Annotated in this window: 18 protein-coding genes; 8 read left to right on the top strand and 10 right to left on the bottom strand. The window is 61.3% G+C overall.

The features are described 5' to 3' along the window. Positions 1-21 precede the first annotated feature (21 nt). The 3 genes from cheB to ACMX25_RS21085 are packed head-to-tail and all read left to right on the top strand — an operon-like array spanning position 22 to position 2,345. On the top strand, positions 22-1,038 hold the full coding sequence (gene cheB, locus ACMX25_RS21095; RefSeq protein ID WP_414952018.1) for a chemotaxis response regulator protein-glutamate methylesterase: 1,017 nt from the start codon (positions 22-24) through the stop codon (positions 1,036-1,038). A 34-nt stretch (positions 1,039-1,072) separates the two neighbouring features. Further along, positions 1,073-2,209, top strand: a complete 1,137-nt coding sequence (locus tag ACMX25_RS21090; protein ID WP_414952017.1) for a diguanylate cyclase — start codon at positions 1,073-1,075, stop codon at positions 2,207-2,209. 4 nt (positions 2,210-2,213) lie between these two features. Beyond that, positions 2,214-2,345 carry a hypothetical protein gene (locus ACMX25_RS21085; RefSeq protein ID WP_414952016.1) on the top strand — a complete coding sequence of 44 codons (132 nt, stop codon included), beginning with the start codon at positions 2,214-2,216 and terminating at the stop codon, positions 2,343-2,345. Between the two features lie 1,136 nt (positions 2,346-3,481). Here ACMX25_RS21085 and ACMX25_RS21080 read toward each other — a convergent pair. Genes ACMX25_RS21080 through ACMX25_RS21070 form a run of 3 tightly spaced genes read right to left on the bottom strand, consistent with a single transcriptional unit; the run spans position 3,482 to position 9,233 of the window. Then, positions 3,482-4,957, bottom strand: a complete 1,476-nt coding sequence (locus ACMX25_RS21080) for an efflux transporter outer membrane subunit (protein WP_414952015.1) — start codon at positions 4,955-4,957, stop codon at positions 3,482-3,484. Beyond that, the gene (locus ACMX25_RS21075) at positions 4,954-8,148 is read right to left on the bottom strand and encodes an efflux RND transporter permease subunit (RefSeq protein WP_414952014.1); all 3,195 of its coding nucleotides are present in this window, start codon (positions 8,146-8,148) and stop codon (positions 4,954-4,956) included. The genes ACMX25_RS21080 and ACMX25_RS21075 overlap by 4 nt, the downstream gene beginning before the upstream one ends. Beyond that, positions 8,145-9,233, bottom strand: coding sequence for an efflux RND transporter periplasmic adaptor subunit (locus ACMX25_RS21070; RefSeq protein ID WP_414952092.1), 1,089 nt, complete (start codon positions 9,231-9,233; stop codon positions 8,145-8,147). The genes ACMX25_RS21075 and ACMX25_RS21070 overlap by 4 nt, the downstream gene beginning before the upstream one ends. A gap of 404 nt (positions 9,234-9,637) precedes the next feature. On the opposite strand from ACMX25_RS21070, the gene ACMX25_RS21065 reads away from it, so the two are divergent. Next, entirely contained in the window at positions 9,638-10,258 is a 621-nt protein-coding gene (locus ACMX25_RS21065) for a TetR/AcrR family transcriptional regulator (RefSeq protein WP_414952013.1), read from the top strand. A 24-nt stretch (positions 10,259-10,282) separates the two neighbouring features. On the opposite strand, the gene ACMX25_RS21060 is transcribed toward ACMX25_RS21065, so the two are convergent. The 4 genes from ACMX25_RS21060 to ACMX25_RS21045 all read right to left on the bottom strand — a co-directional run bounded on the left by ACMX25_RS21060 (position 10,283) and on the right by ACMX25_RS21045 (position 15,383). Beyond that, entirely contained in the window at positions 10,283-10,525 is a 243-nt protein-coding gene (locus tag ACMX25_RS21060; protein ID WP_414952012.1) for a DUF2795 domain-containing protein, read from the bottom strand. A 138-nt stretch (positions 10,526-10,663) separates the two neighbouring features. Further along, complete coding sequence (locus ACMX25_RS21055) at positions 10,664-10,939, bottom strand: hypothetical protein (RefSeq protein WP_414952011.1); 276 nt, start codon at positions 10,937-10,939, stop codon at positions 10,664-10,666. A 300-nt stretch (positions 10,940-11,239) separates the two neighbouring features. Beyond that, positions 11,240-12,976: a ClcB-like voltage-gated chloride channel protein gene (locus ACMX25_RS21050; RefSeq protein WP_414952010.1), complete on the bottom strand. Its 1,737-nt coding sequence runs from the start codon at positions 12,974-12,976 to the stop codon at positions 11,240-11,242. 97 nt (positions 12,977-13,073) lie between these two features. Further along, a complete protein-coding gene (locus ACMX25_RS21045) occupies positions 13,074-15,383 on the bottom strand; it encodes a heavy metal translocating P-type ATPase (RefSeq protein ID WP_414952009.1) in 2,310 nt (769 codons plus the stop codon). Between the two features lie 80 nt (positions 15,384-15,463). On the opposite strand from ACMX25_RS21045, the gene cadR reads away from it, so the two are divergent. Next, positions 15,464-15,895: a Cd(II)/Pb(II)-responsive transcriptional regulator gene (gene cadR, locus ACMX25_RS21040; RefSeq protein WP_414952008.1), complete on the top strand. Its 432-nt coding sequence runs from the start codon at positions 15,464-15,466 to the stop codon at positions 15,893-15,895. Between the two features lie 98 nt (positions 15,896-15,993). Here the strand turns inward: cadR and ACMX25_RS21035 are convergent, their stop codons facing one another. The 3 genes from ACMX25_RS21035 to ACMX25_RS21025 form a co-directional block, all read right to left on the bottom strand. Then, positions 15,994-16,797, bottom strand: coding sequence for an aldo/keto reductase (locus tag ACMX25_RS21035; protein ID WP_414952007.1), 804 nt, complete (start codon positions 16,795-16,797; stop codon positions 15,994-15,996). Between the two features lie 44 nt (positions 16,798-16,841). After that, positions 16,842-17,576: a glutathione S-transferase gene (locus ACMX25_RS21030; protein ID WP_414952006.1), complete on the bottom strand. Its 735-nt coding sequence runs from the start codon at positions 17,574-17,576 to the stop codon at positions 16,842-16,844. Positions 17,577-17,750: 174 nt separating this feature from the next. Continuing rightward, positions 17,751-18,836 (bottom strand): YeiH family protein, encoded by a 1,086-nt coding sequence (locus ACMX25_RS21025; protein ID WP_414952005.1) that lies wholly within the window; start codon positions 18,834-18,836, stop codon positions 17,751-17,753. A gap of 115 nt (positions 18,837-18,951) precedes the next feature. On the opposite strand from ACMX25_RS21025, the gene ACMX25_RS21020 reads away from it, so the two are divergent. The 3 genes from ACMX25_RS21020 (at position 18,952) to ACMX25_RS21010 (ending at position 22,008) form a co-directional block, all read left to right on the top strand. Next, complete coding sequence (locus ACMX25_RS21020; RefSeq protein ID WP_414952004.1) at positions 18,952-19,842, top strand: LysR family transcriptional regulator; 891 nt, start codon at positions 18,952-18,954, stop codon at positions 19,840-19,842. 351 nt (positions 19,843-20,193) lie between these two features. Further along, the gene (locus ACMX25_RS21015) at positions 20,194-20,952 is read left to right on the top strand and encodes a sugar phosphate isomerase/epimerase family protein (protein ID WP_414952003.1); all 759 of its coding nucleotides are present in this window, start codon (positions 20,194-20,196) and stop codon (positions 20,950-20,952) included. 57 nt (positions 20,953-21,009) lie between these two features. Beyond that, positions 21,010-22,008 (top strand): sugar kinase, encoded by a 999-nt coding sequence (locus tag ACMX25_RS21010; protein WP_414952002.1) that lies wholly within the window; start codon positions 21,010-21,012, stop codon positions 22,006-22,008. Positions 22,009-22,035: the final 27 nt, after the last annotated feature.

Raw genomic sequence — 22,035 nt, 5'->3', positions numbered from 1 at the left:
ACTAAAAAAGAGAGGCGAGCGATGAAGATCGGGATCGTGAACGACATGCCGCTGGCGGTGGACGCCATGCGCCAGGCACTGGCGACGCGGCGTGACTTCGAGGTGATCTGGGTCGCCCGTGACGGCGCGCAGGCAGTCGATTACTGCTTGGCGCAGAAACCCGACGTCGTACTGATGGATCTCGTCATGCCGCATATGGACGGCACGGAAGCCACGCGGCGCATCATGCGCGAAACGCCGTGCGCGATCCTGATCGTGACCGTGGATGTAGGCGCGAACGCGTGGCGGGTCTACGAGGCGATGGGCGCAGGCGCGCTGGATGCCGTCGATACCCCGGTGCTCGCCGGCCCGGATGCAAAGCGCGGGATCGCGGCGCTGACCGCCAAGATCGACCAGATTGCCGCCCGGCAGGCCACGAAAGCCGCCGCGAATCCAATCGCCGCCGCACCGCGTATTACCTCCGACACCGATTTGCTCGCGATCGGCGCGTCGGCCGGCGGCCCAAGCGCGCTGGCGACGCTGCTGGCCGCGCTGCCGGCCGACTTTGCGCCGGCTACGGTGATTGTCCAGCACGTGGACCAGGCCTTTGCGATCGGCATGGCCGACTGGCTCAACGAACAATCGACGCTGCCCGTGCGCGTGGCGCGCGAGGGCGACCGGCCGGAGCCGGGTTGCGTGCTGCTCGCGGCGACCAACGACCACCTGCATTTCTGCGGCGGCGGCAACAGGCTCGGATACACGAAAGAGCCGCTGGCGACGCCGTACCGCCCATCTATCGATGTGTTTTTTCAAAGCGTCGTTGCGCGCTGGAGCGGCAATGCGGTCGGCGTGCTGCTGACCGGCATGGGACGCGATGGCGCGGCGGGCCTCGTCGCCATGCGTGCCAAGGGTTATCACACGATCGCGCAGGACGAAGCGACATCCGCCGTGTACGGCATGCCGAAAGCAGCGGCAGCCCTGAACGCGGCGGTCGCTATCCTGCCCCTCCCGAACATCGCGAATGCCGTGCAAAAGGCGTTCACATCGTCGCGCAAATGACGTGCTCGAACTCGACTCAGAACAGGATTCAGTTATGGAACATCGGGAACATCGAAATGCAGATCCGTTGGCGGAGCGCGCAAGGCGCGAGCAGGCCATCCAGGAATCCCGTCCGGAAAGCCCGGCGGCTCCCCTCGATACTGCAACCGACGAGCGCTCGGCCCACGATCTGCTTGCCGATGCAATGGATGCGCCCAGCGCCGCCGACAGCGCGGTCATGGTGCTGCTGGTCGACGACCAGACCATTGTTGCGGAAGCGGTGCGCCGGGCGCTGAAGGATCAGCCGCGGCTCGATTTTCATTACTGCGCCAATCCCGAGGACGCGTTGCGCGTTGCACAGGCCACGCGGCCGACCGTGATCCTGCAGGATCTGGTCATGCCGGGCGTCGATGGGCTGACGCTGGTGCGTCAATATCGCGAGAACGAGGCGACCCGTGATATCCCGATCATCGTGTTGTCGACGAAGGAAGAACCGCGCATCAAGAGCGCCGCGTTTGCCGCGGGCGCCAACGATTATCTGGTGAAGCTGCCGGACACGATCGAACTGATTGCGCGGATTCGATACCACTCGCGCTCGTATCTGAATTTGCTGCAGCGAGACGAGGCGTATCGCGCATTGCGGATGTCGCAGCAAAAGCTGCTTGAGACCAATCTGGAACTGCAGCGCCTGACCAATTCGGACGGGCTGACGGGTTTATCGAACCGGCGCTGCCTGGACGACTACGTGACCGCCGAGTGGAAACGCGCAGCGCGCGAACGGTCGCAGCTCGGCTTGCTGATGATCGATGTGGATAACTTCAAGTCGTACAACGACACCTACGGCCACGTAGCAGGCGATGACGTGCTGAAGCTCGTCGCGCGTGCGATTGAGTCGAGCCTGAACCGTCCCGCCGATCTCGCCGCCCGTTTCGGCGGCGAGGAATTCGCGGTGGTGTTGCCGTCAACATCGACTGGCGGCTTGCGCCTGCTCGGCGAAAAGATCCGCATGGCGGTGGAGGCGCTTGCCGTGCCGCACACGGGTTCGGCAAGCGATCGGCTCACGATAAGCGTGGGCGGCGTCATGCAGGTGCCGCAGCCCGGTGAAGACATGAAGCAGTTGATTGAAGCCGCCGATTTGGCTTTGTATCGGGCCAAGCGTGACGGACGTAATCGGGTGGAAATCGCGAGTTGATTTCTTGTTTAGCCTGGCAGCGAGTTACCGATACCGCGCGCTCGCCGATCCCGAACAGCACCACGCGCGCACCGGCGCTTTGGTTGCCTTTGCGCGCCGCGTCGCCGATGACCGCGATGCGTTCGAGGAGTGGTGAACAATCGGACGGGTCCGTCGATTCATCGGCCGACCGGTTGCCGAAACTGTTGGCGATGCGTCAGAAGATGAAGCGTCCCGAGCTTCGCTGATGAGTGGAAGCCTGACGTGGGGCGTAACCACGAAATTCGAGTGCGAGCCGGCGTCGACGGCAGCGGAAGAAGCCACCGGCGCAGGTGCCAAAACATCATCCGATGTAACGCCGCCGGCCGGGGGAGCGCTCCACGGATCGGCCGACGTTGGGGGCGCGCTGTGTACTGGCGCTTTCGCTGGTTCAGCTGGTTCGGTTGGTTTGGCTACGGGCGTAATGCGCTTGAGCCACGCGTCATGGGATGCAATCAGACCGGGAGCACGTCCACGCGGCGTTTCGTTCCAGTCGGAGTGATCCATCACGAGAACAGAGGGAGCTTCCTCGATGGCCGTTGGTAGCGGCGCACGCATCGCTGCGGCCGCCAGTGGCTGTTGTGCTGATGAAGACGCTGGTAACACTTGTGATGTCGACACCGCAGCGTGGATTTGTCTGGACGATTTCAACCGATCGGCAGCCGGTGCGCTCCAGGCATCGTCGATCGCGACATTCGGTACGGCGGGGTTGCTCCAGGCGTCGTCCACTACGAGATTGGGCGCGGCGTGACTGCTCCATCGCTCACCCGCGGCCACGCTTTCAACAGCGGATTCGCCCGCGCGAGCTGTCGCGTGCATCAAACCAAAGGCGGCGCATGCCAGTGCGACTTTTTCCAGTCCTGAATGAACGAGCCGAAACAGGTCGCGAAGCGGTGAACGAGACATGGCATTTCCCTTAAATACACGAAAGCTCGCAGCCTATGGGAAAGTCCGATCCGAAATAACGCGATTTATCTGAATAGTGAAAGTTTTCGGCGAAGAAATTGAAGAAGTTAAGTTGAAGGAAGGTTAGGTGCGAATTTTGATGGCACTACGATGTTTTCGGCGACGCTGAAACCGTGACTTTCGATGTCCTTGATCTCAGGCTTCTTCCGATGACGCGCTTACTGTCCTGTTGTGCTGATCAAGTGCAAAGAGCCGTTCCGATTTACGTCGGAACGGCTCTTTGCATACAGCGCTCGCTTCAGTTTTTACGCGTTGGAAGAGAGAGAACGCACCGGTCACGAGCGAGGGCTATTTCGCTGCCTCGGTCACTTTGCCCGCAGGCGCAGGGTCCGTCGCGCTGCCGGTTGGCGAACCCATTGCCTGGAATAGCAATGCGGTATCGCTGAGCCGCGCGCTTTCATAGCGGATAGCATCCAGCCGTGCATTGCGATACTGGCGCTCGCTCGCCCGTGACGCTGAAGGCGGAATTGCCCCCAGCCGCTCGCGCGCCGCCGAATCCGTGAACGCGCTCATTGAAGCGCGGCTGGCGGTATCGGCGAAACTGAGTGCCTGGTTATCCTGCTCGAGCGCCGCGAGCGAATCTGCCACGTTACGGAACGCGGTCAGCACGGTCTGCTTGTATTGCGCCACGGCCGCCTCATAACTCGCTTGCGCGGCGCGCTTCTGGGCGAGCAATGCGCCGCCATGAAACAGCGGTTGCGACAGCGACGCGCCTATGCCCCAGATCGCGCCCGCGCCCGACAAGGCCGCCGGCCAGCTGAAACCCGCTTTCCCCATCGATGCCGACAGCGTCAGGCTCGGAAACATCTGCGCCGTCGCGACGCCGACTTGCGCCGCGGCCGCTTTGAGCAGCGCATCGGCTGCCTGGATATCGGGGCGGCTGGCAAGCAATTCCGATGGCACGACCACCGGCACATTACCCGGCACGGTGAGCGACGCAAGATCGAGATCCGGCGGCGTCTGATCCGGTGTCCGGCCAAGCATCACGGCGAGCGCATGGCGGTTTGCAAGCCACTGGGCGCGCAGCCCCGGCAGCGAAGCGGCAAGGGACGCGGCGTTCGATTGCGCATTGAGCGCGTCCGCGTGCGACGCCGAACCGAGTTCGTTGCGGCGCTGCGTTTCTCGCGCGTCTTCATTGGCGAGGACGATCAGTCGTTCGGTCGTATCGATTTGCGCGCGCAACGACGCCGCACCAATCGCGCCCGTGACAATGTTTGCGGCGAGCGCGCGGCGGGCAGCATCGAATTGCCAGGACTGGCTGTCCACTTGCGCGGCGAGCGCCCGGTCAGCGAGTCGCGCCGCGCCGAACAAGTCGAACGTGTATTGCGCCCGAATCTGGCCGACAAAGAGGTTGTAGAGCACAGTGGGCGGACCGAAGTTCGGCACCCCGATCGCACGCTCCCGGTCCGTCTGCCCGCCGAGATCGATACTTGGCAGCATCGACTCGCCGACTTGTGCCCGCAGTTGCTCGCGTGCCGCAGCGAGGGTCTTGTCCGTCGCGGCGAGGCTTGGGCTGTTGCGCAAGCCTTCATCGACTAGCGCATTCAACGGCTCGGAGCGGTATAGCTTCCACCACTCGGGAACCGGTTTGGCGCCGGCATCGAAATTCTGCGATACCCCTTCGGCGGTAACGGTGCGCACTGGCTGCGCGTCGGCGCCGTAGTGGGCCACCGTCGGCATGACGGGCGGTTTTCCATCCGGGCCAAACGAGCACGCCGAAAGGGCTGCTGCAAAGCTGAGAGCGGTGAGGACAGGGCGGTTCATGACCGGCCTCCATTGCGGGCATCGGGCGTGTCCGGGTCTTCAAACCCCGCGCGCTCGTTACGCCGCACCTTGAACGAAGCCGCATACAACGCCGGCAAGTAAAACAGCGTAAGCACGGTCGCGCTCGTGATGCCGCCCATCAGCGCAGTTGCCATCGGGCCGAAGAAGTTGCTGCGCAACAGTGGGATCAATGCGAGCACCGCAGCGGCCGCCGTCAGCGTGATCGGGCGGAAACGCCGTACGGTCGCGCCAACGATAGCGTCAAAGCGTGCATGCCCCGCGGCAATGTCCTGCTCGATCTGGTCGACGAGAATCACCGAGTTGCGCATGATGATCCCGAACATGGCGATCACGCCCAGCATGGCGACAAACCCGAACGGCTTGTTGAACAGCAGCAACGCGATCACGACACCAATCAAGCCGAGCGGTGCGGTGAGCACCACCATCATCACGCGCGCGAAGCTCTGCAACTGGATCATCAGCAGCGTCAGGACGACAATCGCCATGATCGGCATTTGCGCGTTGATGGAGGACTGGCCTTTCTCGCTTTCCTCGACCGGTCCGCCCACTTCGATCCGATACCCCACCGGCAAGCCCGCGCGCAACGTAGCGAGTTTCTTCTCGATCGCATGCGTCACGTCAATGCCCTGCGCGCCGGCCTTCACGTCCGACTGCACGGTGATGGTCGGCTGGCGGTCGCGTTCCCAGATCACGCCGTATTCCAGATCGTTCACCACATGCCCGATCGTACCCAGCGGCACGGGACCGTTCGGCGTGGGCATGGCGAGCGTGGCGAGTTTCGCCGGATCGACCCGTTCGCTTTTCGGCGCACGCAAGTCGACGCTGATCAGCTTGTCATGTTCACGATACTGCGTGACGGTATAACCCGTCAGTTGCATCGCGAGGAAATCCGATACGTCCTGCGAACTGATACCGAGTTCCCGCGCCTTCTTCTGGTCGATATCGAAACGCACCGAACGCTCCGACGGTTCATCCCAGTCGTACTGGACATTAGTCGTACCGCTGTTGGCGCTCATTTCGGCGAAGACCTTTTCGGCGATACCGCGCACTGTCGGCAGATCGTCGCCGCTTACGCGGAACTGCACCGGATATCCAACCGGTGGACCGTTTTCGAGCCGCGACAAGCGCGTGCGAATGGACGAAAACTTCTCCCGCAACACGGGTTCCAACCAGCGCGCGAGCTTCTCGCGATCTTCGACGGACTTCGCCGTGATCACGAACTGCGCGAAGTTCGCTACTTGCAATTGCTGATCGAGCGGCAGATAGAAGCGCGGCGCGCCCGACCCGACGAAATTCACTATGTGGTCAATCTCGGGCCGTCCCTCCAGGACCTTCTCGAGCCGCTTCGTCTCGCGTAGCGTGGCTTCGAACGAGGCGCCTTCTTGCAGGCGTACATCGACGAGCAGTTCCGAGCGGTCCGAACTCGGAAAGAATTGTTGAGGAATAAGCGTAAAGCCAGCGAGCGCGATCACGAACAGCACGAGCGTGACGCCAAGCACCACGAAGCGCCGCTCAATACACCACGTCAGCCAGCCGCGCAGACGCGTGTAGAACCTGGTGTTGTAGATATCGTGTTCATGATCGTGCGCGTGATGTGCCTCGCGCTTGCGCTCGGGCAACAGCTTGTAGCCAAGCAGCGGAATCAGCACGACGGCCGCGAACCACGACGCGATCAACGCTATGGCCGACACCTCGAAGATCGAGCGCGTGTATTCGCCGGTACTGGATTTGGCCAGCGCGATCGGCAAGAAACCGGCTACCGTCACGAGCGTGCCCGTGAGCATGGGGAACGCAGTGCTGGTATAGGCGTAGGCCGCGGCGCGCGAGCGATTCCAGCCCTGTTCGAGCTTCACGGCCATCATTTCGACGGCGATGATCGCGTCGTCGACCAGCAGTCCCAGCGCGAGAATCAGCGTTCCGAGCGAGACCTTGTGCAGGCCGATATCGAAGAGATACATGAAGAGGGCCGTGACCGCGAGCACGACTGGAATCGAGATCACGACCACCATGCCCGTGCGCACACCCAGCGACACCAGGCTCACGATCAGCACGATGATGACGGCTTCGGCGACCGCTTCGAGAAAGTCATCGACTGACTTCGATACCGCGTGCGGCATGCTCGACACTTCGTTGAGCACGAGGCCGGCGGGCAGTTGACCGCGCAACTCGGCGGCCTTCGCGTCGAGCGCCTTGCCCAATTGCACCACGTCCTGACCGGGTTGCATCGTAATGCCAATGCCCAGCACCGGCTTCTCGCCCGCGCGCATTTGCGTGGCCGGAGGGTCGAGATATCCGCGCTTGACGGTCGCTATGTCGCCCAGGCGAAACGAGCGCCCGTTCACGCGGATCAGCGTGTTGGCGAGCGCAGCCATGTCGGTGATCTGGCCGGTCGGCCGCACGAACACGCGATCGTTCGGCGTATTCAGCGTACCGGAGGGTGCAACTGCATTCTGACCGTCGATAGCCTGCGCAATCTGCTGCGGCGAGATGCCTAGCCGCGTGAGTTGCGTGTTCGCGATCTCCACGTAGACGCGCTCGTCCTGGTCGCCGAAATAATTAACCTTCGCCACGCCGGGCACGCGCAGCAAGACCGTGCGCAGCGAGTCGGCGTAATCATGAAGTTGCACTGGCGAAAAACCATCGCCTTCGAGCGTGTAGATATTCGTGAAGACATCGCCGAACTCGTCGTTGAAGTACGGACCTTGCACACCTCTTGGCAGCGTGTACGCAATGTCCCCGACTTTCTTGCGCACCTGATACCACTCTTCAGGCACGTCTTTCGCGGGCGCGCCGTCTTTCATCGAGAAAAACAGCAGTGATTCGCCGGGGCGCGAATAGCTGCGAAGGAAGTCGGTAGCGGGTGTTTCCTGAAGCTTTTTCGCGATCTTGTCGGTGACCTGTTCCTGCATCTGCTGCGCGGTGGCGCCTGGCCAGAAGGTCTGGATGACCATCACGCGGAACGTGAACGGCGGGTCTTCCGATTGCGCGAGTCGGGTGTACGCGAGGACCCCGAAGATGGTTGCCATCGCGATCAGGAAGACAACCAGTGCCTGATGGCGCAGGGCCCAGGCCGAGAGATTAAAGCTGCCTTCTTCGTGACGATAATCGCCCGACGCTGCCGCGGCGGCATTGGCCGCTGCTTTCTCCGATTCCCGGTCGAGGTCGCTCATGATGCGAAATCTTCCGGATGCAAGGGCGCAACCACGCGAACTTTCTGGCCGGCAGAAACGGTATGGACACCTTGCCATACCACCCGGTCACCGGGTGCGATGCCGTTGGAAACCGTCACGGTGCGCTCGCCGTATCGGGTCACGTCCACGCGCCGCAATTCGAGCGAGTCATCCGCCTTCACGATCCAGACCGCAGGTAGTTTACCGGCGTGGAACAGCGCGGTGGAGGGCAGGGTGAACGCCTGGCCGGGTGCACCTGATGCGCCCGATGCATTCGACCCAGCCACTTGCGCGAACGCCACGTCTGCGGTCATGCCAAGCCGGACTTCCGGCGTGGGTGCTTCAAGCGTCATCCTGACGCGATACGTACGGCTTTGAGGATCGGCGGCCGGCGACACTTCGCGTACGCGGGCCGCGAACTGTTTGCCTCCCAGCGCGGGGAGCGTCACGGTGGCTTTCTGGCCGACCACGAGAGAACCAAGCGCGGTTTCCGGCACGTCCGACACCACGTCGATCTCGCCGCTCCACGCGAGGTTATAGACGGCTTGTCCCGCCGATACGTTTTGCCCTGTGTCAGCCTGTTCCGCCGTGATGACGCCGGCGCGGTCGGCAATCAGCGTGGTGTATTTCAACTGATCGGCCGATAACGCGGCTTGTGCCTGTGCCTGATTGCGCTGCGCCAGCGCGGCGGCATAGGCATTTTCGGTTTGTTCGAGTTGCGCGCGTGCGATCAGGTTTTCCTGCGCCTGCGCGCGGTCGCGCGTGAGTTGCTGCTCGGCGTAAGTGAGCTGGTGCTCGGCGGCGGAGAGTTGCGCGGCTGTGCTCGCGGCGTTCTTGGCGTTATCGGCGGGATCGAGTTTTGCCACGATCTCACCGGCTTTCACGCTATCGCCCAAACGCACACGGCGCTCGATGATCTTCCCGCCCACGCGAAACGAGAGCGGCGTCGAGTAGCGAGATTCGATAGTTGCCGGCAGCGACGACTGCACCGTGTGCGTGTCGGCGACGGCAGCCATGGCGACCACCGGACGCAGCGCAACCGGCGGCGCTTCCTTCTTGCCGCATGCGCTGAGTGCGACGACCATCGCCGCGCCGACTGACCACGCAGCGGTGTGTCGAACGAAAAGAGATCCCCATGCGGGGAACTTGAACGGCAGGAACTTGAACGGAATCGACCGCGATCGGAGCAGTGACAACGTGCGCAACGTGCGGCGGCAGACTTGCAGAATCACGAATGACCTCGGCGCAAAAGCTTCCCGTGCGTGCAAGACGGGCTTGCATGCACGGTCGGTGCGCAGCGTCGACAAGGCCAGTCGCTGCGCATTTCAAGATGTGGCGTTACTCGGGCACGGAGAGCTGGACAGGCGGCAGGCCACGGCTATAAAGCTTTCCAGTCCCAATCGCCAGATACGCGATGAATTCTAATACAACTGTGTATCTGGAATCAAAATCGTATCATAATCCAATTTTGAGATGCTAAACTCAGCCGATGAAACGAATTCGCCTCACCCGGGAGCAAAGCCGTGATCAGACGCGTGAGCGTTTGCTGGACGCTGCGCAAGGTGTTTTCATGAAGAAGGGGTTTGTTGCCGCCAGCGTCGAGGACATTGCTGCGGCCGCCGGTTATACGCGCGGTGCGTTCTATTCAAACTTCGGCAGCAAGTCGGCTTTGTTCCTGGAATTGCTCAAGCGCGATCACGACGGGATCATGGGCCGCCTGCATTCGATCTTCGATGGCGAAGCCAGCCGCGCCGATATGGAAGCCCGCTTGCTGCAGTATTACAGCGAGTGTTATCGCGACAACAAGTGTTTTCTGCTGTGGGTTGAAGCGAAATTGCAATCAAGCCGCGATGCGAAATTTCGCGCGCAATTCAACGCATTCATCCGGGAATTGCTGCAACACACGACCGCATATATTGTCGCGTTTTCAGAGCGGGCGGGAACGCCGCTGCCCATGCCGGCAGAGCAGCTTGCGCTTGGGCTGACGGCGTTGATCGACGGGATGCAGTTTTTTTATACGTCGGACCCGCAGGCTTGCGGCAGCGAAATGTCCGAAGCCGTCCTGGCGAAGTTCTTCAGCCGAGTGGTGTTTGGATCCGACGTGGTTTGATTAAAGCGTGGGGCCAAACATCGCTCAGATGGAAAGGCCCGATCCGCCGTTACTGCCTAGCAACTGCTCTACGGCGTCTGCGCTCGCGTAATCCTGCTCAGGCAATCCATCGAATACGGCAATGACGTCGTTGCTCACGCCTGCAGCGCGCGCCGCATCGACAATGCCATCCTTGTTGGTCGGAAACTTCAAGTCACGCAGGACCTCTGCGATTTCATCATCGATCGGTTCGTCATTCAAGCTGGCATTCACGTGCGTATCGGTCATTGCTGCCCTTGGTTGTTTTGCGTGGTAGTTTCGTGGTCAATCCGAAGCGCCATGCAGACGGCGCAGCTTCATGCGTGCGGTTCTACGTCTGAACATCTAAGTCTGAACATCTAAGTCTGAACATCTAAGTCTGAACATCTAAGTCTGAACATCTATTACCTGGCTCGACATGCCGTGACTGGGCGAGCGCGACTTCGGCAATTCCACATGGAACCAGTGCGCGTGATTGAGTTCCTGCGCAGGCACCTCCGGCGCCGGCGGCGAGACCGGCGGCGCATTGGCGCGAATGGCAAGCGCTGCGCGCATGGTTTCAGCCTGGCGCGCAGCATAGATGGCTGCGTCGTCGGTGTGAATTGGCGCGGCGTAACACGACACGGACACCAGAACCATTAATAAAGCCGTTGAGGTTTTCATCGCTCAACCCTCCAGACACTAGTACACAAACTCATGCGAGCTTGCACAAGCGACGTACAGGCAGCACAAACACGAGGCTATACGGAGAATAGTAGCGAGGAATCGAGCAAACGCTATGCCAATCAATAAGCGCGGTATGACAGGGCTTTAGCTGACGAATGGTGCGTGCCGGCCGAGCCTCGTTTCTAGCGGCGTCTGCGGCCGTTCTTCGAGCAAATTCTAGAATAAGGTCGTAACCGGAAGCGTTATTGATGCTCCGGCACTGCCGCAATTTTGCACAATCAGAGCAATATCGGGCACTCAGCGCGATGCGGGGTTTAATCGGAAGTAAGCATCGAGAAGCGATGTTTTATAGACAACGCCGAGTAACACCGGTCGAGTCGCGCAATCGATGACCGGCAACCGTTCGCCCTGGAACGCGAGAAAATGCTGCAATGCTTCACCCAGCGACATATTCGGTGTAAGGACATCGAAATGAGGCTGCAGATAATCTTCAGCAGTTTTGATGGCGGTATCGCGTTCATCTAGCAGATCGGACGTAATGTCCTTCAGCGCCACCACGCCGCGAAACTGGCCGTCCACATCAACGACGTAAAGGTACTTCACCGGATATTCGAGGAACACGCGAGTCATCGCCTTTACGTCTGCATCGAGCGGGACAACGGTATCGGCCGGTTTCACGAGTTCGCGCATCTGCGTGGCAGCAAGCCGCGTGCGCTCTTTTTCGTCACGGTCTCGACGCAGCGTGACTTCGTACATCGACGTCTGCGCCGACGCCCGCGCGATGAAAAACGCCACCACGCAAGAGAGCATCAGCGGCAGCATGACCTGATAGCTCAACGTCATTTCGAAGATCATCAGAATTGCCATCAACGGCGCATGCGTGGCTGCAGCGAGGAACGCGCCCATGCCGACCATCGCGTAGGCAAACGGCGCGGACGTGGAGTCCGGCCAGATGGTATGCGCCGCCAGTCCGAACAAGCAGCCGACCACCGCGCCGACGAAGAGCGTCGGCGTGAAAATCCCGCCGACCGCGCCGGAACCCGCTGTTGCCGCGGTCGCGATGATCTTGAAGAACAGCACCGCGGCCAGCGCTTCCCAGGTCCACGAATGATGCAGGATCGAGTTGACGACTTCATAGCCGTTGCCCCAGACCTCCGGGTACCAGATCGAGATCACGCCGACAATCAAGCCGCCGAATCCGAGGCGGATCGGCAAGGGCAGGGGCAGCTTGGCGAAGCGTTGTTTCGATGCCGCCAAGAGGCGCAGGAAATACGGTGCGAGCACGCCGCATAGCAATCCAAGCAGGACAAACAGCAGCACTTCGACGCCGGTGACCGTTGGAAACACGGGCATTTCGTAAGGCGGCCGATAGCCGGCGAACTCGCGCATGGTGATGTTCGCCACCACAGACGACACCACGATCGGCCCGAAGCTTTCCATGGCCATGGAGCCGAGTACGAGCTCGGTCACGAAGAACGCGCCGGCGATAGGCGCGTTGTACGCCGAGGTGATCCCGGCCGCCGCGCCGCAGGCGACGAGCAAGCGCAGGCGCGGCGGATCGAAGTGAACCCAGCGTCCGATCAGCGACGCGCACAATGCGGCGAGCTGCACCATCGACCCTTCACGACCGATGGACCCGCCGCTCGCGATGGTGAACAGCGACGAGATGCTGCGCCACAGGCTTTGCCAGACCGGCACGACGCCATCGCCTATGGTCACGGCTTCCATGTAGTCGGCATTCGCCTGACCGGTGGAGCGACGCCGGGCGATCAGCAGGCACAGGCCCGCGATCAATCCGCCCGCCGTTGGCAACGCGACCCGCACGGGCCACGGCAGCCGCGTGGCCATCTCGACGAAGTTACCGTGATCGCCGCCAAAAAGCCGCTGCATTTCGTCGATACCAAGCCGAAACGCCGAGGTCGCGAACGCGCCCGCCACGCCGACAATCACGGCCCACACGAGCATGGAGTGGGACTCGGAGAAGCGAAACCGGATCTGTGCCCGGGTGCGAAGTTTAAGAAGAAATGAAAGCACGTAAGCTCTGGACGGGGCGGCGGAATGTGCGGGCAAGGATATCATCCATGCGGTGGAAAAACGTCGCACACCCGACACGCTCGAGAGCGCCTTGCCGCTATTTGCGCAGCAGCCTGAGGCCGTTGCCGATCACGAGCAGACTTGCGCCTACGTCGGCGATCACGGCCATCCAGAGCGTTGAGGAACCGGTCAGCGCCATGACCAGGAACGCGGCCTTGATACCCAGCGCCAGCGCGATGTTCTGGACCAGAATGGAATGCGTCGCCTTCGATAAACCGATGAACGCGGCTACCTTGCGCAGGTCGTCGTCCATCAGCGCCACATCGGCCGTTTCAATGGCGGCGTCCGAGCCCATGACACCCATCGCAAAGCCGATATCCGCGCGCGCGAGTGCGGGCGCGTCGTTGATACCGTCGCCGACCATGCCGACCCGCGCGCCGTTCGACGCCAGGGTCGCTATCGCGCTGAGTTTGTCTTCAGGCAACTGGTTTCCGTGCGCTTCATCGATACCGGCTTCGCGTGCAATGGCCGTAACGGCGCGCTCGTTGTCGCCGCTTAGCATCACGGTGCGCACGTTCAGCCTGCGAAGCGCGGCGATTGCATCGCGGCTGCCATCGCGGATTTCATCAGCGACCGCGAATAGCGCGAGCACGCCCTTGTCATCGATCAGCACGACGGCGGTCTTGCCCTCGCTTTCCAGTGCATCCAGACGCTTGGACGTGTCCGCGCTCAGGAAGCCGCGCTCCGTGACCAGACGCCGGTTGCCAAGCGCATAGCTGCGTCCGTCCAGCATGCCTTGCACGCCGCGGCCGGGCAGTGCTTCAAACTCTTCGACCTTGAATCGGTTCAATTCCCCGATGTTCGCCGCTTGCGCCACGGCTCTGGATACCGGGTGATCCGAGCGCCCCGCGAGACTGGCAGCGAGCAGGCCGCAAAGCTGCGCGTCGGCGCCGGCCATGATATGGACGTCGGTCTGAACAGGAACGCCGCGCGTGATGGTGCCGGTCTTGTCGAAGGCGAGGGCGGTGAGTGCGCGCCCCATCTCGAGATAGACGCCGCCCTTGACGAGAATCCCCTTGCGGGCGGCAGCGGCGAGGCCACTTGCGATCGTTACCGGCGTGGAGATGACCAGCGCGCACGGACACGCGATGACGAGCAGCACGAGCGCCTTGTAGATCCAGGTCTGCCATATGCCGCTGAATAAAAGCGGTGGCACGATGGCCACGAGCAGGGCGAGCGCAAAGATCACGGGCGTGTAAATTCGCGCGAATCGATCGACGAAACGCTGCGTGGGTGCCTTCGACGCTTGCGCCGCCGATACCGCGTGAATAATCCGCGCGAGCAGGGTGCCATCGGCACGAGCCGTGACCCGATAGTCAAGCGATCCCGACGCGTTCAGCGTGCCGGCAAAGACGGCATCGCCGGGGGATTTATCGACGGGAAGGCTTTCGCCGCTGATCGCCGCCTGATTGACCGCCGAACGGCCTGCCGTGACGACGCCGTCAAGTCCTATCCGCTCACCGGGCTTCACGCGCACAACGGCGCCGATACCGACGTGATGGGCATCGACGTCACTCCAGGTGCCATCGGCCTGCTGCAGGGTCACGCGATCCGGCGAGAGTTGCAGCAGCTTGCCGACAGCATTGCGTGCCCGGTCGAGCGATTTTGATTCAATCAGTTCGGCGACGCTGAACAGCACCATGACCATCGCCGCTTCCGGCCACTGGCCGAGCATCAGCGCGCCCGTGACGGCGATGCTCATCAGTGCGTTGATGTTGAGGTTGCCGTGGCGCAGCGCGATCCAGCCTTTCCTGTAGGTGCCAAGACCGCCTACGATGACGGCGACCAGCGCAAGCGCCGCCGCGATCGCGTTCGGTAGCGAGGTCGGCACGCCCCATGACGGCAGCCACGCGGGAAGCCAGTTCGACGGGGGCGCGCCAAGTGCGGCGAAGCTGAGGATCTCGGAGCCCACTGCCGCAGCACCCGCCAGCGCGAGCGGCCATGCGCGGCGGCGCTTACGAGAAGCGTCATCCTTGCTCATGCTATCAGGGTCGATAATCGTCGCGGACATGCCCACCGAGTGAATCGCCTGCATGATGGTTTCTTGCTGCCCGGTCGCGTGCCTGACTGTTACCCGGCGCTGCATGACGTCGAAGTTCATGTCGCTAACGGCGGGCAGCGCGGAAAGCTTGTTCTCGATCAAAGCGATTTCTGCGGCGCAATCCATTTCTTCAACGAAGAAGACGCTTTGCGTCTCCTCGGCGGGAACAGAGCGTAATAATTTGTCGCCCGACGGCTCGGCCGGCGAGCGCTTCGCATTGCCGGCAACTTCAACATGGTTATGCGCGCAACACGCCGCGCCGTGGTCCTGCGGCGTAGTTTTAATAACAGTGGATCGATCAACCATTTGGCCTCCAGAGGCAATATATGGTTGAGTAGACGTCCTGAAGCCACTTCAAGGTCAAGCATTGACCAGGAGCGCAAGCAATGAAAATCGGTGAATTGGCGAAAATGGCTCAGTGCACGACTGAAACTATTCGCTTTTACGAGAAGGAGGGCTTAATGCCGCAGGCGAGCCGTACGGATTCCAATTACCGGAATTACACGGAAACGCACGCGGAACGGCTGCGGTTCATCCGCAATTGCCGCTCGCTGGATATGACGCATGATGAGATCCGCGGTCTGCTCAGCGCAACCGATGCACCCGGCGAACCCTGCGGCTCGATCAATTCGCTCGTCGACGACCACATTGTTCATGTGGACAGGCGGATAGAGGAGTTGAAGCAACTCAAGTCGCAACTGGTTGCGTTGAGGGGGCAATGCACGACAGAAGAGTCAGCGACGGACTGCGGCATCGTGCACGCGCTTTCTACGAGCAACGTTGCGCCTGCACGCGAGAAGCGGACTCATTTGGGCTGAGTGCGGACTGAGTTGGGCGGAGTGAAGCAGCGGGGATCGGTTGAAAACCCGGCTTCGTCGCATTGAAGCCGGGTTGCGTTCTACGTCAAACTATCTGGTCACCACTTCGGCGCGAACGGCGGCTTCGCATTTCGCTGGCCTTCGTCGAGCGCGTCGATCTTCGCGATATCGTCGGCGTCCAGTCTTACCTTTTGTGAGTCCCAGTTCACTTCCTGGTGTTCCGGATTCGTCGATGCAGACAGCACCACGATATCGCGCGACAGCAGCCACGCAAACGTCACTTGCGCAGCCGTCACGCCATGCTTCTTCGCGATGGCAACCAGGGTGGGATCCTTGTGCGCGCGGCCTTCACCGAGCGGCATATACGCGGTCACCTTCACGCCTAGCTTCTGCGTTGCCTCGACCAGCTTGCGGTTCGCGAGGAACGGGCTGATTTCAAACTGGTTCGTCACGATGCCCTCGCCGCCGGGCGCGTTCAACGCTTCCTCGAGCAACGGCGCGGTGAAGTTCGACACGCCGAAATGCCGGATCAACTGCTGCTTTTGCGCGTCCTGAAAGCCCGCGATTGATTCGGCGATCGGCACCACGCTATCCGGCGACGGCCAATGAACCAGCGCGAGATCGATCGTCCCGATATTCAGCTTCTTGTGACTTTCCTCAAGGCTTTTCACCACGTCGTCTCTACGCAGCCGGTCGTGCCAGACCTTGGTGGTGACCCAGATATCCTCACGTGGCACGAGCGAGTCGCGCACGCCTTTGCCGACGGCTTCTTCGTTCTTGTATAGAACCGCAGTATCAATATGCCGATACCCGATTTGCAGCGCGCTTGTCACGGACCTGGAAGTTTTCTCCGCGTCCACGCGAAAGGTGCCCAGTCCGAAGGACGGAATTGTGTCGATCATCTGATACTCCTAATGAATACGTTTATCCGATACAGGCCGGCCGGTCAGGCATCCTGATCCAGTTCCGGGTAATGACGGAAAATGCCGGATTCGTTGAAGGGAATCCGGCGTTCCGAATCCACATAAGCCGCGATATTCGGTCGTTCCAGCACGGCGTCGTGCAATGCCGCCACGCGCGGATACAAGCTGCCGAATTTTTTCATCGCGCGCGGAAAGGCGTAATGCAGGCCGTCGACAAGTTGAAATATCGACAGGTCCACATACGTTGTCGTGTTGCCGATTATTTGCGTATCGCCGTGAGGATTTTGCGCGAGTACGCGCTCGAAATAGCCGATGAACTTCGGCACCCGGTTCTCGATGAAATCCTTCGAGCGCTGCTTTGCGGCATCTTTCTGGTCTTCGTAATACAGATCGCTTGCGAGCGGATGATGGGTATCGTGCACCTCGGTCACCATGTCCGCGATCGTCAACTGCAAGCCATGCGCGACATAACGCAGGCCTTCGTCTTTCGGCGCAAGACCAAGCTTCGGCCCGAGATATTGCAGAATGTTTGCGACGTGGGGAATGATCAGCTCACCATCCTTCAGGAATGGCGGCGCGAACGGAATATGCGGCTCGGTCTTGCTGTTGATGATCTTCATCATGGCGCCGGTGCCTTGTCCATCCTTCTTCGCGCCGCGTGCAACGTCAACGTAGTCAGCGCCGGCGTCCTCAAGCGCGAGCCGGACATATTCTCCGCGGCCTTGAAGACCATCCCAGTAATACAGTTCGTAGGCCATCGGCAAACTCCTCGCGGTGTGATTGCTGGAAACCCAAAGCCAAGAGGGTAGCAACACGCGTGCCGTTGCGCTTGCATCGTCTGCTTGCATCGTCTTTGTCATGCCGCTGAAAAGCACAAACCCCGCACGGGCGGCGGGGTTTGTTTATCTCTGCAAGCGGCACCTCTACGAACATTACCCGAGCAGGCGCTCGACGCCCAGGGTTATCGCGAGTCCTCCCCCGATCAGCCAGGCATACACAATCGCGCCGGTTACCAGCGCGCGGGGTCCCGCCTGCCGAATCTGCGAGATCCGCGTTTCGATGCCCAGTGCGGTCATCGCCATGGTCAACGCGAAGGTATCGAGCGTGTTCAGCGTGTGCGTGGCGGTATCGGGCAAAACGTGCAACGAATTCACGATGACGAGCGCGAGGAAGCCGAGCGCGAACCAGGGAATCGCCAGCTTGCGCTTCGTGCCGCTGCCATCTGTTTGATCGTTGTTACGCGAGCGGTTCACCCACATGCCGATCACGAGCAGCACGGGCACGAGCAGCATCACGCGGGTCATTTTCACGATAGTCGCAATGTGCGTCGCTTCCGGGCTCACGTTGCTGGCCGCCCCCACCACCTGCGCCACTTCGTGGATCGTGCCGCCGAAAAACAGGCCGACGCCCAGCGTGTCCAGATGCAGCCAGCCGAGGTGCAGCGCAAGCGGGTAGAGGAACATGGAAAGCGTGCCGAACAATACGACGCTGCCGACCGCCATCGCGCTTTTATGCGGCTCGGACTGCAACGTCGATTCAAACGCGAGCACCGCTGCGGCGCCACAAATCGCGCTACCGGCCGCGGTCAGCAATGCTGTATCGCGGTCAAGTTTCATCAGCTTCATGCCCGCCCATGTGCCAATGACGAGCGTGCTCACCACCACCAGTACCGACACCGTCAACCCCGGCAGCCCGACTTGCGCGATTTCTTGCAGGCTTACACGCATCCCGAAGAAGCCGACCGCGATGCGCAGCAGCTTGCGAGCGGAGAAGTTCACGCCCGACGCCCAGCTTTCCGGCATGCCGTCGCGCAGCGCATTGCCGTAGATCGCGCCGGCAACAATGCCGACGATCAGTGGACTGAGTCCCAGATTGGAGATGAATGGCAGCGCGGCTAATTGAGTGACCGCGGCGGCGAACAGTGCGACGAACAGGATGCCGTTCAGTTGACCGCGCGTTTGACCGGTGGGGGCGGACGGAGCGGGACGAGATGCGACAGGAGTGGCGAGGGAATTCACGGTCTTTTCCGTTTTGGTCGACGTGTTCGATGCGCTAATCCTATTCTTGATATATCGATATGAAAAATCGTCATTTAGGATGTAAGCTATCCATCCAGCCGATAGTTACGCACCAATGACGCCAGACCAGCTTATAACCTTCGCCACCGTCGCCGAACATGCCAACATCAGCCGTGCCGCCGTCGCGCTGCATTTGTCGCAGCCGGCTGTTTCAGGGCAATTGCGCCAGTTGCAGGATGAATTTGGCGAGCCTTTGTATCAGCGCGCCGGTCGTGGCATCCGCTTGACCGCCGCCGGCGAGCAGCTCGCCGTCTACGCCACGCGAATCCGGGAGACAGTCGGGCAGGCCCACGCGTACCGGAATGCGCTGCGGGGGCTCGAGCGCGGCACGCTGCGGATCGGGGCGAGCACGACGCCGGCGAGTTACTTGTTGCCCTATTTGATCGCGGAGTTTCATCGGCAGCATCCGGACGTGACGGTTCACACGATCGGCGGCAATACAACGGAGATCATCGCGGCGCTGGGTTCGCTGGATATCGCGATGATCGAAGGGCCGGCCGGTGCCGATCTGCCGCCGGGAACCGAAGTCACGGCGTGGCGCGAGGACGAGATCGTGGCGATTGCGCCGAGTGGTCATCCGCTGGCCGGCGCAGCCGCCGGCGTAACGCTGAAAGCGATATGCGCTCATTCGCTGGTTTTGCGCGAGGGCGGGTCGGGCGTGCGTCAGCTGGTCGAGCGCGCATGCGCGCGGTCTGGTGTGCAGATGCGAGTCGCGTTGGAAATCGCGGGCGTGGAAGGCGTGAAAGAAGCGGTGCGGGCGGGAATGGGGATTGGTTTTGTGTCCGCGATGTCCATGCGCCATGAGGACGGCGCGCTGCTGCGCTTGCGGATTGTGCCGGAGCCGTTGACGAGAAGGTTTTCGATTCTGATGCCGCATGGGGCGGCGGCGTCGCGGGCGGCGGCGCGGTTTTATGCGCTGTGCGTGGAGGATGGGGCTGATAAGTGATGATTGCCGCCGATCAGCTTGGCCTGCGCATGCGAATTTCGGTGAAATGCAGACCATCCGAAATCACGGGCAACTGGGTTTGTTCGAAAGCAGCCATCCGACGTCCCGATCGTCCTCTAGCACGGGTAACTATCGGTCACTAGGGAATTCCAGAATAGCGCCCCTTGAGCCCCAGGAGCATGATGCGGAATCATTCAGACGCGACGCGCGTCTTTTTTGAAATTTGTTATTGGAACCGGTTCCAATAACCGATTAAAGGCAAATTCTGCTGTGGAACACCGTAATTCTGGAAATCTGATCAAAAATACCCGGGCTGGCGCGGCTGTTCCCGCATCTGTCTCGATAGTGATCGTGGCAAGTGCATTCGGTCCGGACGCGATCCGCCGCGACGGCCACGCAGCGTGGGCGCAAGTCGCGGCAAAAGCGGGCGCCGCCGGTTTCGAAGTCCGCCGCGAATTGTTCTCCTATCAGGCCCAATCGCAGCCCGCGTCGCTGTACGAACTCGGTCAGCAAATCCGGGCGGCCGGTATCTGGTCGGTCTATTCGACCCCCGCGACCCTTTTCGACGATACCGGCGCCCTCGATGAATCCGCAATGGAGCAGACGCTGGACGAAGCCGCGGCGCTCGATGCGCGTATCGTCAAATTCCAGCTCGGCGGCTCAGAAAGCGTTGGTACAGCGACGGATTCCGCGACGCTCGATCGCCTGATTGCGGGCATCCGAAATTCCAAAGCGCAGGTTGTGGTCGAAAACGGCCAGATGAAAGCCGGCGGCACAATCGATGCGTTCTCCACGCTTTTCGAGGCGCTGGACACCCGCCCGCACACGCTCGCCATGACTTTCGATACCGGCAACTGGCAATGGGCGCAGCAAGATCCGCTCGAAGCGGCAAGGCGCCTGACCCGGTACGTGGGTTACGTGCATTGCAAGGCCGTGCAGGGCGAAGGGGCGCGCCGCTTCGCGACGGCGCCCGCCAACGACGACGCGCACTTCGCAGAGTTGCTGGCGTATCTGCCGGCCGGCGTTGCGCGCGGTATCGAGTTTCCATTCGATCAAGATAGTCTTGCCGCCGATGCTGCCCGCTACGTCAAACAACTGGCATCGGCTTGAAAATTGGCTTGAAACCAGCTTGAACACCATCCATCAATGAATGACGAAGGACCGCTTATGACACCCTCTCTCGATGTCGTGACCTACGGCGAAGCCATGACGATGTTCGTCGCCGCCGAGACCGGCGATCTTGCGAAGGTCGGCCAGTTCACCAAGCGCGTGGCCGGCGCGGACCTGAACGTCGCGATCGGTTTGTCGCGGCTCGGTTTTCGGGTCGGCTGGATGAGTCGCGTCGGCCACGATTCGTTCGGCCGATTCGTGCTCGACGTGCTCGCGCAGGAAGGTATCGACGCGGGTTGCGTCACCATCGACGAACGTTATCCGACTGCTTTCCAGCTCAAATCGAAGAATGACGACGGCAGCGATCCGGCGATCGAATACTTCCGCCGGGGATCGGCGGCGAGCCATTTATCGCTCGATGACTACGTGGCGGACTACGTGCTGGGCGCGCGCCATTTGCATCTGACGGGCGTCGCACCGGCCATTTCGGCGACCTCCCGTGAGCTTGCCTTTCACATGGCGAAGGAAATGCGCAAGGCAGGCAAGACCATCTCCTTCGATCCGAACTTGCGCCCGACGCTCTGGCCATCGCGTGAAGCCATGGCGGAGGCTCTGAATGCGCTCGCCGCACACGCCGACTGGGTGATGCCGGGCGTCAGCGAGGGCAAGATCCTGACGGGTTTCACTGAGCCCGGGGACATCGCAAAGTTCTATCTGGACCAGGGCGCGAAGGGCGTGGTGGTCAAGCTTGGCGCACACGGCGCGTACTTCCGGACCGCGGATAACGACGCAGGCACGGTGCCGGCGATTCCCGTGAAAAATGTCGTCGACACAGTCGGCGCAGGCGATGGTTTCGCGGTCGGCGTGGTGAGCGCCATGCTGGAAGGGCACGACGTGCGTCATGCGCTGACACGGGGAAATCGCATCGGCGCCTTGGCGATCCAGGTGATCGGCGACAGCGAAGGTCTTCCGACCCGAGCCGAACTCGATGCGCTGGAACAAGCGGGCGGAAACGGAACACAAGCCAACGGCGAGGCGGTCAACGTCGCCTTATAAAGCCGCTCTCACAGAGCCAACGAACCA

Origin of the sequence: Caballeronia eucalypticola, from assembly GCF_047608185.1 — a bacterium.
GTDB lineage: Bacteria > Pseudomonadota > Gammaproteobacteria > Burkholderiales > Burkholderiaceae > Caballeronia.
This window is presented reverse-complemented; position numbering and strand designations above follow the sequence as displayed.

Bases quoted from the DNA above. Each gene is read 5' to 3' on its own strand.
- ACMX25_RS21065 (WP_414952013.1), top strand. From the start codon at position 9,638: ATGAAACGAATTCGCCTCACCCGGGAGCAAAGCCGTGATCAGACGCGT.
- ACMX25_RS21030 (WP_414952006.1), bottom strand. From the start codon at position 17,576: ATGGCCTACGAACTGTATTACTGGGATGGTCTTCAAGGCCGCGGAGAA.
- cheB (WP_414952018.1), top strand. From the start codon at position 22: ATGAAGATCGGGATCGTGAACGACATGCCGCTGGCGGTGGACGCCATG.
- ACMX25_RS21045 (WP_414952009.1), bottom strand. From the start codon at position 15,383: ATGGTTGATCGATCCACTGTTATTAAAACTACGCCGCAGGACCACGGC.
- ACMX25_RS21010 (WP_414952002.1), top strand. From the start codon at position 21,010: ATGACACCCTCTCTCGATGTCGTGACCTACGGCGAAGCCATGACGATG.
- ACMX25_RS21090 (WP_414952017.1), top strand. From the start codon at position 1,073: ATGGAACATCGGGAACATCGAAATGCAGATCCGTTGGCGGAGCGCGCA.
- ACMX25_RS21075 (WP_414952014.1), bottom strand. From the start codon at position 8,148: ATGAGCGACCTCGACCGGGAATCGGAGAAAGCAGCGGCCAATGCCGCC.
- ACMX25_RS21020 (WP_414952004.1), top strand. From the start codon at position 18,952: ATGACGCCAGACCAGCTTATAACCTTCGCCACCGTCGCCGAACATGCC.
- ACMX25_RS21060 (WP_414952012.1), bottom strand. From the start codon at position 10,525: ATGACCGATACGCACGTGAATGCCAGCTTGAATGACGAACCGATCGAT.
- ACMX25_RS21070 (WP_414952092.1), bottom strand. From the start codon at position 9,233: ATGGTCGTCGCACTCAGCGCATGCGGCAAGAAGGAAGCGCCGCCGGTT.
- cadR (WP_414952008.1), top strand. From the start codon at position 15,464: ATGAAAATCGGTGAATTGGCGAAAATGGCTCAGTGCACGACTGAAACT.
- ACMX25_RS21080 (WP_414952015.1), bottom strand. From the start codon at position 4,957: ATGAACCGCCCTGTCCTCACCGCTCTCAGCTTTGCAGCAGCCCTTTCG.
- ACMX25_RS21055 (WP_414952011.1), bottom strand. From the start codon at position 10,939: ATGAAAACCTCAACGGCTTTATTAATGGTTCTGGTGTCCGTGTCGTGT.
- ACMX25_RS21035 (WP_414952007.1), bottom strand. From the start codon at position 16,797: ATGATCGACACAATTCCGTCCTTCGGACTGGGCACCTTTCGCGTGGAC.